This is a genomic window from Pseudomonas agarici (genome assembly GCF_001543125.1).
GTDB lineage: Bacteria > Pseudomonadota > Gammaproteobacteria > Pseudomonadales > Pseudomonadaceae > Aquipseudomonas > Aquipseudomonas agarici.
In genome coordinates this window covers 826690-841317 of sequence record NZ_CP014135.1, presented here as the reverse complement: position 1 = coordinate 841317, position 14628 = coordinate 826690, and the positions used below count along the sequence as shown (strand labels likewise).

Here is a 14628-nt window from a genome sequence, read left to right as displayed (position 1 = left end):
CATGCACCAAACCGACAGGTCGCCCAACCCCTCAACCGATGCATATCGCGAAAGCACAACTTGCCGACAGGCGACCGACCACGCGAAGATAGACGGGCCATCCAGAGAGTCCAGCATGAAGTTTTGCAGCCAGTGCGGTAAACCGGTCAGTCAACGCATCCCCGAGGGCGACACGCGCCTGCGTTTTGTCTGCGATCATTGTCAGACCATTCATTATCAGAACCCCAATATCGTCGCCGGCTGCCTGCCGGTGTGGGGCAGCCAGGTGCTGCTCTGCAAACGCGCCATCGAGCCGCGCCTGGGCTATTGGACCCTGCCGGCCGGTTTCATGGAGAACGGCGAGACCGTCGAGGACGCCGCGCGTCGGGAAACCTTCGAGGAAGCTTATGCGCGGGTACGTAACTTGAACATCTACACGCTCATCGATGTGCCGCATATCAATCAGGTCCATGTGTTCTACCGCGCTGAATTGGCCGACCTGGATTTCCGTGCCGGCACCGAAAGCCTGGAAGTACGACTGTTCGAAGAACACCAGATCCCCTGGTCCGAACTGGCGTTCAAGACTGTCAGGCGTACCTTGGAATGTTTTTTCGCCGACCGCCCCACGCAACGGTTTCCGGTGCGCAACGAAGCCGTGTCGCCCATGATGCCCAAAGCAGCCGACCCCCAATAATCCACTCCACCATTTTTCAGGGATACCGTTTCAATGCGTTGGTTGCTTGCCGTTTTCTGCCTGTCCTTCGCCGCGCTGACCCAGGCTTCCGCCGACCCGCTGCAAGGTCGGATGATTGAAAAGGTCCTGGTCCTCAAGTCCGCCCACCAGTTGCAACTGGTCAGCGACGGTAAGCCACTGAAAACCTACCGGATTTCTCTGGGCAGGAACCCCAAGGGACAGAAACAGGTTGAAGGCGATCGCCGTACACCGGAGGGGTTCTACTGGATCGACTGGCGTAAGACCAGCGACAAATTCAATCTATCGATGCACATTTCCTATCCCAATATCAGCGATGCCGCACGCGCCCGCCGCGAAGGCGTCAACCCCGGCAGCATGATCATGATCCACGGCACACCGGACTCCGAGGACTACCCGGAGCAGTGGCTGCATACCCTTGACTGGACCGACGGTTGCGTCGGCATGCGCAACGTCGACATGCGCGAAGTGTGGAGCCTGGTCAAGGACGGCACCTTGGTGGAAATTCGCCCCTGAAGCGCCCTCCACCCTGATACCAGCAAAACCCAGAATGCCCGGCATGCTCGTCATACCGGGCATTTTATTGCGCTCGAAGATCACCAGTGGCATTGACATGGTACTCAAGTGGTATTAGTTTGGTGCCACTACCCGAGCGAAAAACCTCCAACAACCGCATCGGAAATCCTACATGAACAATATGCTCGCCCTGCGTCCCGACGAGTCCCAGCCTACGCCGTTGTACCTGCAACTGGCGCGCAACCTGGAAGCCGCCATTCATGCCGGCCAATGGAAAGCCGAGCAGGCATTGCCCTCGGAACGTAACTTGAGCGAACAGTTGGGGATCTCCCGAGTAACGGCCCGCAAGGCCCTGGAGATCCTCTTCGAACAAGGCCTGGTGCGCCGTAACCAGGGTTCGGGAACCTTTATCACCCCGCGCCTGGAGCAACCGCTGTCACGCCTGTCGAGCTTCAGCGAAATGCTCCGCTCCAAGGGTTTTGCGCCCAGCTCGCAATGGCTGGAGCGCCATATCGCCCTGCCCAGCCACGAAGAACTGATCCGCCTGGGCCTGTCCCCCAGTGACAAGGTCGCGCGCCTCAAACGGCTGCGCAAGGCCGACGACACGGTCATGGCCATCGAGATGAGCACCTTGCCCGCCGCGCTGATCCCCGAGCCGGAACAGGTCGGCGACTCGCTCTATGAATACCTGGACAGCATCGGTCGACCCGTGGTCCGCGCCCTGCAACATATCCGCGCGATCAATGCCTCACCGGACTTCGCCGCCCTGGTGAGCATCGAGCCCGGCACCGCGATGCTATTGATGACCCGTATCGGCTACCTCGAGGACAACACCCCCATCGAACTGACCGACACCTATTGCCGTAACGATTATTACGATTTCGTCGCCGAGCTGCGACGTTAGCCTGCCCAGGGGAACCTGCCATGTCCGAAGACAATATCCTTACCCCGCAAGGCTGGATTCGCGGCCGCCTGGTCCATCAGGCGGGCAAAGTGCAACGTATAGAAGGCACCCTCTGCGATCCGGCCGACAACGACCTGCCCTACCTGCTGCCCGGTTTTATCGACTTACATGTCCACGGCGGTGGCGGCAAGGACGTCATGCAGGGTGACGAGGCTTTCGAAACCATCGCCCGCACCCACCTACGCTTCGGCACCACCTCGTTGCTGGCCACGACCATGACCGCACCGCCCGAGGAAATCGGCGAAATCCTCACCCAGCTCGGCCATTACTGCGAACAGCGCCTGCCCGGCACCGCCCGTGTCCTCGGCGTCCACCTCGAAGGCCCGTTCATCAACCCCGGCAAACTGGGCGCCCAACCGAATTTCGCCCACACGGCAATCGCCGCCGAGATCGATGAATACCTGCGCCGCGCACCGATCAGGGTGATCACCATCGCTCCGGAAATTGCCGGTCACGCCCAGTTGATCCGTGCCCTCAGCCAGCGTGGCATACGCATGCAGATCGGGCACACCCTGGGTAGCTACGAAGAAGGCGTCGCCGCCCTCGACGCCGGAGCCACCAGTTTCACCCACTTGTACAACGCCATGAGCCCGCTGCATCACCGCGAGCCGGGCATCGTCGGTGCCGCCCTGGCCCATGCCCGCTACGCCGAACTGATCCCCGATCTGCTGCATGTGCATCCAGGCGCCATGCGCGTGGCCCTGCGCTCGATCCCCTGCCTCTACTGCGTGACCGATTCGACCGCTGCCGCCGGCATGCCGGATGGCGAGTACCGGTTGGGCAGCCATACCGTAACCAAATGCCTGGGCGGCGTGCGCTTAGCCGATGGCACCCTGGCCGGCAGCACCCTGACCATGGATCAGGCCTTGCGCAACTTGGTGAAGATCGGCCTGTCCATCGCCGAAGCCTCGCAACGCCTCTCGCAGTTCCCCGCCGACTACCTCGGCCTGGCACAACGCGGACGCCTGGAGCCTGGAGCCTGGGCCGACTGTGTACGCCTGGATCGCTCACTGACACTGACCTCGGTAAGGGTCGAAGGAGAAGCCGTTGACTTCCAGAATGCTTGAAGAGGCGTTGTCCTCCCATGAAGCGGTCAGCCGCCAGCTGCGCCAACTCGACGACGGTCTGAGCGAGATCGCCGCCCGCCTGCGCCAGCAGCCGCCGCATGTGGCAATGACCGTCGCCCGTGGTAGCTCCGACCACGCCGCCAGTTATTTCGCCTACCTGACCATGCAGAAGACTGGCGTGCCGGTGGCGTCGCTGCCGATGTCGGTGGTCACCCTGCGACATTCGCCCCTGCGGGTCAGCGGGCAGGCCGTATGGGCCTTTTCCCAATCAGGCCAAAGCCCCGACCTGGTCGACAGCCTGCACCTACTGCGCGAGCGCGGCGCCCTGAGCGTGGCCATGGTCAACGCGCTCGACTCGCCGCTGGAGGCCGCCTGTGAATACACCGTACCGCTGCTGGCCGGGGCCGAGCAAAGCGTCGCCGCCACCAAGAGCTTTATTGCCACCCTCAGCGCCAGCGCCCGGCTGCTCGGTCATTGGCAACAGGATCGCGCCCTGCTCGACGCCGGCCAGGCCTTGCCCGCCGGCCTGCGACAGGCTGCTGCCCTGGACTGGAGCAAGGCCATCGAGGTGCTGCGCGGCAGCGAGCGGCTGATGGTGATCGGTCGCGGCGCCGGCTTTGCCATTGCCCAGGAAGCCGCATTGAAGTTGAAGGAAACCTCGGCGATCCAGGCCGAGGCCTTCAGTAGCGCAGAAGTTCGCCACGGCCCGATGGCCCTGATCGGCACCGGTTACCCATTGCTGGTCTTCGCCCCACGGGGCGCGGAACAGGCCGGACTGCTCAAGCTGGCCACCGACATGCGCGAACTCGGTGCCCGCGTGCTGCTCGCCGCGCCGTCCGATATCGCCGAACGCGACCTGGACCTGGACCGCGCCGAACATCCGGCCCTCGACCCGATCCTGGCGATCCAGAGCTTCTATGTGATGGCCGCTCAACTGGCCGAGGCCCGCGGCATGGATCCTGATCAACCGCGTCACCTGAGCAAAGTCACCCGTACCCACTGACGAGTACAGCGCCATGCATAACAATAATGAGATCACCCTCGGCGCTCCGCTGAGCGGCCCCGTACTTCCCCTCACCCGCGTCGAGGATGCGGTCTTCGCCAGCGGGGCCATGGGCGAAGGCATCGCCATCGATCCGCTCAACGACACGCTGCATGCGCCCTGTGCCGGAGTGATCGTGCATATCGCGCGAACGCTGCACGCCTTGACCCTGCGTGCCGACAACGGCGCCGAACTGCTGCTGCACCTGGGCCTGGATACGGTCGAACTGCAAGGCGAAGGTTTTACTCTGTTGATCGAGGAAGGCGCCCAGGTCACTGCCGGCCAGGCCCTGCTGCGCTTCGATCTCGACCGGGTCGCCCGACGCTGCACAAGCCTGGTGAGCCCGCTGGTGCTGACTAACGGCGAACACTATCAACTACGGCTCCTGCCCCTCGACTCGGTAAAGGTCGGTGAGCCGTTACTGCAGATCCTGTCGCGCCAGACTGCCCCTCCACCGGCAACGGTTACCGACACGATGCCCGAAGAAGTCCGTGGCAGTGCCCGGGTCGCCCATCGCGGCGGCCTCTACGCGCGTCCGGCGGCCTTGCTGCGCCAGACCGCACAAGGTTTCAACTGTGAAGCGCGGCTGTGCCTGGGAGACAAATCTGCCTCCCTCACCAGCCTGATCGGCATCATGGGCTTGGGCGTCACCGAACAGGCCCAGGTGGAAATCACCTGCCGTGGCACCGATCGCGAAGCGGCCCTGCGGGCACTGCTGCAGGTCTTGCAAACACCGCTGGCCGAAGGCAAACATCACGCAGCCCCGTCCCACCCAACCACCTCCAGCCAACCGGCCGAGTCCGGCGTGCTGCATGGCGTGTGCGCCGCTCCCGGACTGGTCAGCGGCCCGCTCGCACACCTGCAAGCCATCGAGCTGGCGCCCGATACCCGTGGGCATATCGCCGACGAACAACTGCAGGCCCTGGATATCGCCCTGGAGAAGGTCCGCGCCGAGATCTACGATACCTTGCAACAGGCCCACGGGCGCCAGGATCACGAAGAACAAGCGATCTTCAACGCTCACCTGGCCCTGCTCGAAGACCCGGCCCTGCTTGATGCCGCCAGCCAGGCCATCGAACAGGGCAGCGCGGCGACCCATGCCTGGAGCCAGGCCATCGAAACCCAATGCCAGGTGCTGTTGAACTTGGGCAACCCGTTGCTCGCCGAACGCGCCAACGATTTGCGCGACCTGCGCCAACGGGTATTGCGTGCCCTGCTCGGCAAGGCCTGGCACCCTGAAGTGGCGCAAGGCTCGATTGTCGTCGCCCAAGAGCTGACCCCTTCCGACCTCCTGCTGATCAGCCAGCAGAAAATCGCCGGGCTGTGCATGGCCGAAGGCGGCGCCACTTCCCATGTGGCGATCCTCGCTCGGGGCAAGGGTTTGCCCTGCCTGGTAGCCCTCGGCCCGCGACTGCTGGAAATCGCTCCCGGTCAGCAGCTGGTACTCGATGCCGATCACGGACGCCTCGAACTGACCCCCGATACCACACGCCTCGAAGAAGTCGCCCTGGCCCACTGGCAACATCAGTTGCGGCGCCAGCAGCAACAGGTGCACAGCCACTCACCGGCACGGACCCGTGACGGCCTGTCCATCGAGGTGCTGGTCAATGTCGCCTCGGCCCATGAAGCCAGGGAGGCCAATCAAGGCGGCGCCGACGGTGTCGGCCTGCTGCGCACCGAGTTTCTGTTTGTCGACCGCCAGCACGCGCCCGATGAACAAGAACAGCGCAACGCCTACCAGGGCGTGATCGATGCCATGGGCAACAAGCCCGTCATCATCCGCACCATCGATGTCGGTGGCGATAAGCATCTCGACTACCTGCCACTCCCCGCCGAAGCCAACCCTGTGCTCGGCCTACGTGGCATCCGCCTGGCCCAGGCCCGGCCAGAACTGCTGGATCAGCAACTGCGTGCCCTACTGCAAGTCAGCCCGCTGCAACGCTGTCGGATCCTACTGCCGATGATCAGCGAGGTCGATGAACTGTTGCAAATCCGCCAGCGCCTCGACGAACTGGCCGCCGAGCTGGGCATCAGCCAGCGTCCCGAGCTGGGGGTGATGATCGAGGTCCCATCCGCCGCCCTGCTGGCCGAACAGTTGGCAGAGCACGCCGACTTCCTCTCCATCGGCACCAACGACCTGTCGCAATACACCCTGGCCATGGACCGCGACCATGCGGGCCTGGCCGCCAGGGTGGACGCCCTGCACCCGGCGGTGCTGCGCCTGATTGCCCAGACCTGCGCGGGCGCCGCTCGCCATCAACGCTGCGTCGGCGTCTGTGGTGCCCTGGCCTCGGACCCGTTGGCGACGCCACTGCTGATCGGTCTGGGCGTCAGTGAACTGTCCGTGAGCCCGCCGCAGATCGGCGAGATCAAGGAACGGGTACGCAGTCTCGACGCCGCCGAATGTCGCCGGATCAGCCAGTCGCTGCTCCAGCTCGGCAGTGCCGCCAGCGTCCGCGAGAGCTGCCGCCGACACTGGCCGCTGAGCTGATAACAACAATAAGGAGACACGCCATGTACCAGTTGTTTATCGAGGGTCTGCAACGCCTGGGCCGCGCACTGATGCTGCCCATCGCCATCCTGCCGATTGCCGGCCTGTTGCTGCGCCTGGGTGATACCGACCTGCTAAATATTGCGATCATCCACGATGCCGGCAACACCATTTTCACCCATCTGGCGCTGATCTTCGCCATCGGCATCGCCGTGGGTTTTGCCCGCGACAACAGCGGCACCGCCGGGCTGGCGGGCGCCATCGGCTACCTGGTGATGAGCTCCACGCTCCAGGTGCTCGACAGTAGCATCAACATGGGCATGCTCGCGGGGATCATCAGTGGCCTGCTCGGCGGCGCACTGTATAACCGCTTCAAGGATATCAAGCTGCCGGAATACCTGGCCTTCTTCGGCGGACGGCGATTCGTGCCGATCGTCACCGGCTTTTCGGCGGTGGGCCTGGGGGTGATCTTCGGGCTGATCTGGCCGCCGATCCAAAGCGCCATCAACAGCCTGGGCTTGTTGCTGGTCGAAAGCGGCAGCATTGGCGCGTTTATTTTCGGCGTTTTCAACCGCCTGCTGATCGTCACCGGATTGCACCATATCCTCAACAACATGATGTGGTTTGTCTTCGGCAGCTTCACCGATCTGGAGACCGGTCGCATAATCACTGGCGACCTGGCGCGCTACTTCGCCGGCGACCCGAAAGCCGGCCAGTTCATGACCGGCATGTTCCCGGTGATGATCTTCGGCCTGCCCGCCGCCTGCCTGGCGATGTATCGCAACGCCTTACCCGAGCGCCGCAAGCTGATGGGCGGAATCCTGCTGTCGATGGCCTTGACCTCGTTCCTGACCGGGGTGACCGAACCCATCGAGTTCGCCTTCATGTTCCTCGCGCCGCTGCTCTATGTGCTGCATGCGCTGCTCACCGGACTCTCGATGGCCATCACCAACCTGCTCAACATCCACCTGGGGTTCACCTTTTCCGGTGGCGCCATTGACATGGCACTGGGTTGGGGCAAGTCCACCAACGGCTGGCGGGTGCTGCCGGTAGGGCTGGCCTATGCGCTGGTCTACTATTTCGTGTTCGATTTCTGCATCCGTCGTTTCGACCTGAAGACCCCAGGGCGCGAACCCATCGGCAACACGGTAACGGCCAAGGCACTCAGCGAAAACCAGCGCGCCTTAGCTTACATCCAGGCGCTGGGCGGGGCCGATAACCTGGTGACGGTGGGCGCCTGCACCACACGGTTGCGGGTAGAGCTGCTGGATCGCAATAAGGCTGTGGATGTCGATCTCAAGGCACTCGGCGCTATGGCTGTGGTGCGCCCCGGCCATGCTGGCAGCTTGCAGGTGGTGGTCGGACCGTTGGCGGACAGTATCGCCGATGAGATTCGCCTGGCACTGCCCACCGCGGCGTCGCCAGTACGCGCCGTTGCCGACCAGGCGAGCGCCCAGGAACCGCTGACCGCGCAGCAGGTACGACAATGGCTCGCCGCACTGGGCGGCAAGGCCAATGTGCTGCAATTGGAATGCGTGGCGATGACCCGCCTACGGGTCAGGCTGGAGGAAGATCAGCGCTTGTCGGAAAAGGCGTTGAAGACATTAGGCTGCCAGGGTGTCAGCCAACTGGACAAAGGCGTCTGGCATCTGTTGGTGGGCAATCGCGCTGGCGGGATGAGCGAAGCGCTGGCCCCCGCACTGAATCTCAAGAGACCTTCGGCACTATCGTCCTGATGTCGTACAGCCGTCCCGATTTCCCGAAGACTTTTGCGTGAGTGAGCGCTGGTCCGGCCAACGCTCCCCGCCTCCATTCCGAGGCGGGGGTGCAGCAGCCGTTAAGGCGTAGCCCTGATCGAAGGAACGATCCGGCTATCAAAAATCGGCGAGACGACAGACCTCATAGGCCGGCGTCTCGTAAGGGTGACTGTGCTTGAGGGCCGTGACCACGGTTTCGATCAGCGCATCCTCCACGACCAGCTCAACCTTCCATTCCGCCACCTGCTCGACCACCCCGGTTTGCCCGAGAAACGGCTGGCTGGCGTCCAACGGGCGAAATTGGCCCTGACCCAACACCTGCCAGGCGCAGTGGTCATAGGCGCCGATCCGTCCGCCACCGGCGGCGAATACGGCGCTCTTGACCTGCTCCACATGGCTTGGCGGAACAAAAAAGCTGAGCTTGTACATGACGCGACTCAGTCGACCCAGACGCGAGCGCTACGGAACATACGCAACCAGGGTGCGTCTTCGCTCCAGTCTTGCGAACGCCAGGAGTTCTGCACAGCGCGGAACACCCGCTCAGGGTGCGGCATCATGATCATGACGCGACCGTCACGGCTGGTCAGTCCGGTGATCCCACGCGGCGAACCGTTCGGGTTGGCCGGGTAAGTTTCGGTGACCTTGCCATAGTTGTCGACAAAGCGCATGGCCACGCAACCCGACAAGTCGGCTTGCAGCAGGGCTTCTTCGCTGTCGAATTCGGCATAACCCTCGCCATGGGCGATGGCAATCGGCATGCGCGAACCGGCCATACCCTGCAGAAAGATCGAGTTCGACTCCTGGATCTGCACCATCGCCACCCGCGCCTCGAATTGCTCGGAACGGTTGCGCACGAAGTGCGGCCAGAACTCGCTGCCCGGAATCAATTCGTGCAGGTTGGACAGCATCTGGCAACCGTTGCACACGCCAAGGGTGAAGCTGTCGCTGCGCTCGAAGAAGCCCTGGAAGGCATCACGGGCACGGGCGTTGAACAGCGCCGACTTAGCCCAGCCTTCACCGGCACCCAGGACGTCGCCGTAGGAGAAGCCGCCACAGGCGACCAGGCCCTTGAAGGCGTTCAGGTCGACACGACCGGCGAGGATATCGCTCATGTGCACGTCAATGGCATTGAAGCCGGCACGATCGAACGCCGCCGCCATTTCCACCTGGCCGTTGACACCCTGCTCGCGCAGTATCGCCACCTGCGGGCGAAGGCCCTTCTTGATGTAGGGCGCGGCGATGTCCTGGTTGACGTCGAAGCGCGTCTTGTAGCTCAGCCCAGGGTTGCTCTCGTCGAGCAGCAGGTCGAATTCCTGGTCGGCGCAGTGGGCGTTGTCACGCAGGCGCTGGATCCGGTAACTGGTTTGCGCCCACTGGCGTTGCAGCAGACGACGCTCGCCGGCGAACACCGTGTCGCCGTTGAAGGTGATGCTGACTTCGCCGTTGTTCAATGGCTGGCCGATCACCGCCACGCAATCGCCCAGGCCAGCGGCGCTGAACTGCGCCAGCACGTCCGCAGTCGCATCCTGGCGAACCTGGATCACCGCACCCAGCTCCTCGTTGAACAGGATGGCCGCGATCTCGGCGGCACTTTCCGCCACGCCATCGAGGTTCAGGTTCAGGCCGCAGTGGCCGGCGAAGGCCATTTCCACTGCACTAACCAGCAGGCCACCGTCGGAACGGTCATGGTAGGCCAACAAGTGACCGTCGGCGTTGAGCCCCTGGATCACAGCGAAGAAAGCCTTGAGGTCTTCCGCATCATCGACGTCCGGCGCCTGTTTGCCGAGCTGGCCATGCACTTGGGCGAGAATCGATGCCCCCATGCGGTTCTGGCCGCGCCCCAAGTCGATCAGGATCAGGTCGGTAACGCCCTTATCCATGCGCAGTTCAGGCGTCAGGGTCTGGCGGATATCGAGCACCGGCGCAAAGCCGGTCACGATCAGCGACAACGGCGAGGTGACGCTCTTGTCGACCCCTTCGTCGTTCCAGCGAGTGGCCATGGACATCGAGTCCTTGCCCACTGGAATGGTGATGCCCAGCTCAGGGCACAGTTCCATCCCCACCGCTTTTACCGTGTCATACAGGCGAGCATCTTCACCCGGATGACCGGCCGCCGACATCCAGTTGGCCGAGAGCTTGATATCGGAAATCTTGCCGATGCGCGAGGCCGATAGGTTGGTCAGGGTCTCGCCGATCGCCATGCGACCGGACGCCGGGGCATTGAGCAAGGCCAGCGGGGTACGCTCGCCCATGGCCATGGCTTCACCGGTGTAGACGTCGAAACTGGTGGCGGTGACGGCGACGTCAGCCACCGGGACCTGCCATGGCCCAACCATCTGGTCGCGGGCAACCAGGCCGGTGATGGTGCGGTCGCCGATGGTGATCAGGAAGCTCTTGCTCGCCACGGCTGGATGGTGCAGGACGCGCTCGATGCAGTCGGCAATCGCCAGGCTGCTCGGATCGAAATCGTCGCCCAGCTCGGTTTCGCGAACCGCCGAACGGTGCATGCGCGGAGCCTTGCCCAGCAGCACTTCGAGGGGCATGTCCACCGGGCTGTTGCCGAAGTGGCTATCGGTGACTGTCAGTTGCGGTTCGGCGGTGGCCTCACCGACGACCGCGAACGGGCAGCGCTCGCGTTCGCAGATCGCCTTGAAGCGCTCGAAATCGGCGGCATCGACCGCCAGGACGTAACGCTCCTGGGATTCGTTGCTCCAGATTTCGTGCGGGGCCATGCCAGGCTCGTCGTTGGGAATATTGCGCAGTTCAAAACGGCCACCACGGTTGCCGTCATTGACCAGCTCCGGGAAGGCATTGGACAGGCCGCCCGCGCCGACGTCATGGATAAAGCTGATGGGGTTCTTGTCGCCCAACTGCCAGCAACGGTCGATCACTTCCTGGCAACGGCGCTCCATTTCCGGGTTTTCCCGTTGTACCGAAGCAAAGTCCAGGTCCGCCGAGCTGGTGCCGGTGGCCATTGAGGACGCCGCGCCGCCGCCCAGGCCGATCAGCATCGCCGGGCCACCGAGTACGATCAGTTTGGAGCCGACGCTGATTTCGCTTTTCTGCACGTGCTCGGCGCGGATGTTACCCATGCCGCCAGCGAGCATGATCGGCTTGTGATAGCCGCGCACTTCCTCGCCACGCGGGGTGGTGATGGATTGTTCGAAGGTACGGAAGTAACCGGTCAGGGCCGGACGACCGAACTCGTTGTTGAACGCCGCGCCACCCAGCGGGCCTTCGATCATGATGTCCAGCGCGGTGACGATACGCTCGGGCTTGCCATAAGACACTTCCCAAGGTTGCTCAAAGCCGGGAATGCGCAGGTTGGATACGCTGAAACCGGTGAGGCCGGCTTTCGGCTTGGCGCCGCGTCCGGTGGCACCTTCGTCGCGAATCTCGCCACCGGAGCCGGTGGAGGCGCCCGGAAACGGGGCAATCGCAGTCGGGTGGTTGTGGGTCTCGACTTTCATCAGGATGTGCACCGGCTCCTGCACCGCGCCGTACTGGCGGGTCTCGGGGTCCGGGAAGAAGCGACCGGCGACATGGCCAACGATCACCGAGGCGTTGTCCTTGTAGGCCGACAGAACACCTTCGCTGTGCATCACGTAGGTGTTCTTGATCATGCCAAACAGGCTTTTTTCCTGGCTTTGGCCATCAATATCCCAACTGGCGTTGAAAATTTTATGACGACAGTGCTCGGAGTTAGCCTGGGCGAACATCATCAGTTCGATATCATGCGGATTGCGCTTGAGACCAATGAACGCATTCACCAGGTAATCGATTTCGTCTTCGGCCAAGGCCAGGCCCAACTCGAGGTTGGCCTTTTCCAGCGCGGCACGCCCCCCACCGAGGACATCCACGGCCGTCAGCGGCTTGGGCTCGGCATGGCTGAACAGGCCGGCGGCCTGCTCCAGATTGGTCAGCACCAGTTGGGTCATGCGGTCATGCAGGTTGGCGCTGATCAGCTCGGCTTCGGCGTCGCTGAACTGGCCGGCGACGTAGAAGGCAATACCGCGCTCCAGACGCTGAATTTTCCCCAGGCCGCAGTTGCGAGCAATGTCGCTGGCCTTGCTTGACCATGGCGAAATAGTGCCAAAACGCGGCAACACCAGGAACAAACGGCCGTCAGGCTCCTGAACCGGCACGCTCGGGCCGTATTTCAGAAGACGGGCCAGCACTTGCTGTTCGTCGTCCGTCAGAACACCGGTGACTTCGGCGAAATGGGCGAACTCGGCATACAAGCCACTGACAGCCGGAACGCATCGGCTAAGTTGCTCAAGAAGTTTGCCGTGGCGAAAGGCGGAAAGGGCAGGAGCACCGCGCAGGATCAACATCTTCGGGACAGCCTCGGGAAGGGGGTGTGCTTTGAGGCCGTGCATTCTAGCCTAAACCGCCCGCCACGACACCCGAAACGGCACGTTTGCCGTGCGCCAGACGTCGGTCCGGGTGGGCCTGCTTATTATTAATAGGCATCAAGGACATCCGGAGCGGTTATTTTTGCTCCGTTTCCCCCGGCGCCACGCCCCATTTCCGAGGTCTTCAGCACTATCCGGGTTGCGCTAGCAGACCGACACCCATCTGTCGAGATATGGCGGCCGGGGTCCTTTGCGTATACTGCGCACATGTTTTCCCAAACGACTTTCCGCCCGCGTTGCGCCAAGTGGCTCATCGCAACCGGACTCTTCCTGATGCTCGGTGCCTGTGTTGAAAAACCCAGCACGCTTGAGCGCATAAAGGAGGATGGCGTACTGCGCGTGATCACCCGCAACAGCCCGGCGACCTACTTCCAGGATCGCAACGGCGAAACCGGCTTCGAATACGAGCTGGTCAAGCGCTTCGCCGATGACCTGGGGGTCAAGCTCCAGATCGAAACCGCCGACAATTTTGACGATCTGTTCAAGCAACTGGGCCAACCCAACGGCCCGGTCCTGGCAGCCGCCGGCCTGGTAGGCAGCGATCAACGCAAGCAACAGGCGCGCTTTTCCCACCCTTATCTGGAAGTCACCCCGCAAGTCATCTACCGTAACGGCCAATCCCGCCCCACCACCCCCGCGAATCTGGTGGGCAAACGCATCACAGTATTGAAAGGCAGCCCCCACGCGGAACAGTTGGCCGAACTGAAGAAGCAAAATCCCGCAATAGAATACGAAGAATCCGACGCCGTCGAAGTGATCGACCTATTGCGCATGGTTGATGAGGGCCAGATCGACCTGACCCTGGTGGACTCCAACGAAGTGGCGATGAACCAGGTCTACTTCCCCAACGTGCGGGTCGCCTTCGACCTCGGCGACGTCCGCAACCAACGCTGGGCGGTCGCCCCGGGAGAAGACAATAGCCTGCTCAACGAGATCAACGCCTACCTCGACAAGGTACAGAAGAACGATACTCTGCAACGCTTGAAAGACCGTTATTACGGGCACGTCGACGTCCTCGGCTATGTCGGCGCCTATACCTTCGCTCAGCACCTGCAGCAACGGCTGCCCAAATACGAGAAATACTTCCAGGCCTCGGCCAAGGAAGAAAAGATCGACTGGCGCCTGCTCGCAGCCATCGGCTATCAGGAGTCGCTATGGCAACCGGGCGTCACTTCCAAGACCGGCGTGCGCGGCCTGATGATGCTGACCCAGAGCACCGCCCAGGCCATGGGTGTATCTAACCGCCTGGACGCCAAACAAAGCATCAGTGGCGGCGCCAAGTACCTGGCCTACGTGAAGGACCTGCTCGATGAGAAAATCGAGGAGCCGGATCGCACCTGGTTTGCCTTGGCCGCCTACAACGTCGGCGGCGGTCATCTGGACGATGCCCGCAAACTGGCCGAAAACGAAGGTCTGAACCCGAACAAATGGCTGGATGTGAAGAAAATGCTGCCACGCCTGGCGCAAAAGCAGTGGTACAGCAAGACTCGCTACGGCTACGCCCGCGGCGGCGAGCCGGTGCATTTCGTCGCCAACATCCGTCGCTATTACGACATCCTGACCTGGGTGACCCAACCGCAGTTGGAAGGCAGCCAGGTGACGGAAAGTGCCCTGCATGTGCCAGGCGTCGACAAGACCAAACCAACCGAGCAATCGCCGCAGCTATAAGCTCGCCATGATCATGC

Annotated in this window: 10 protein-coding genes; 8 read left to right on the top strand and 2 right to left on the bottom strand. The window is 62.6% G+C overall.

What is annotated here, in order from left to right; all coding sequences use genetic code 11:
• The first annotated feature begins 115 nt into the window (after nt 1–115).
• From AWM79_RS03815 to nagE, 7 genes are all read left to right on the top strand, one after another.
• Nucleotides 116–673 (top strand): NUDIX hydrolase, encoded by a 558-nt coding sequence (locus AWM79_RS03815; protein WP_060782186.1) that lies wholly within the window; start codon nt 116–118, stop codon nt 671–673.
• A 33-nt stretch (nt 674–706) separates the two neighbouring features.
• Entirely contained in the window at nt 707–1207 is a 501-nt protein-coding gene (locus AWM79_RS03810) for a L,D-transpeptidase family protein (protein WP_060782185.1), read from the top strand.
• 172 nt (nt 1208–1379) lie between these two features.
• On the top strand, nt 1380–2111 hold the full coding sequence (locus AWM79_RS03805) for a GntR family transcriptional regulator (RefSeq protein ID WP_017130790.1): 732 nt from the start codon (nt 1380–1382) through the stop codon (nt 2109–2111).
• A 20-nt stretch (nt 2112–2131) separates the two neighbouring features.
• Nucleotides 2132–3238 (top strand): N-acetylglucosamine-6-phosphate deacetylase, encoded by a 1107-nt coding sequence (nagA, locus tag AWM79_RS03800; RefSeq protein ID WP_017130789.1) that lies wholly within the window; start codon nt 2132–2134, stop codon nt 3236–3238.
• Entirely contained in the window at nt 3219–4241 is a 1023-nt protein-coding gene (locus AWM79_RS03795; RefSeq protein ID WP_026013048.1) for an SIS domain-containing protein, read from the top strand. Before nagA ends, AWM79_RS03795 begins: the two co-directional genes overlap by 20 nt.
• A 13-nt stretch (nt 4242–4254) precedes the next feature.
• On the top strand, nt 4255–6771 hold the full coding sequence (gene ptsP / locus AWM79_RS03790; RefSeq protein WP_060782184.1) for a phosphoenolpyruvate--protein phosphotransferase: 2517 nt from the start codon (nt 4255–4257) through the stop codon (nt 6769–6771).
• Nucleotides 6772–6794: 23 nt separating this feature from the next.
• On the top strand, nt 6795–8507 hold the full coding sequence (gene nagE, locus AWM79_RS03785; protein WP_060782183.1) for an N-acetylglucosamine-specific PTS transporter subunit IIBC: 1713 nt from the start codon (nt 6795–6797) through the stop codon (nt 8505–8507).
• A gap of 138 nt (nt 8508–8645) precedes the next feature.
• Here the strand turns inward: nagE and AWM79_RS03780 are convergent, their stop codons facing one another.
• On the bottom strand, nt 8646–8957 hold the full coding sequence (locus AWM79_RS03780; protein WP_017130785.1) for a YqfO family protein: 312 nt from the start codon (nt 8955–8957) through the stop codon (nt 8646–8648).
• Nucleotides 8958–8965: 8 nt separating this feature from the next.
• Nucleotides 8966–12862, bottom strand: coding sequence for a phosphoribosylformylglycinamidine synthase (purL, locus tag AWM79_RS03775; protein WP_060782182.1), 3897 nt, complete (start codon nt 12860–12862; stop codon nt 8966–8968).
• A gap of 288 nt (nt 12863–13150) precedes the next feature.
• Here purL and mltF point away from each other — a divergent pair, with 288 nt between their 5' ends.
• Nucleotides 13151–14611 (top strand): membrane-bound lytic murein transglycosylase MltF, encoded by a 1461-nt coding sequence (gene mltF, locus AWM79_RS03770; protein WP_017130783.1) that lies wholly within the window; start codon nt 13151–13153, stop codon nt 14609–14611.
• Nucleotides 14612–14628 lie beyond the last annotated feature (17 nt).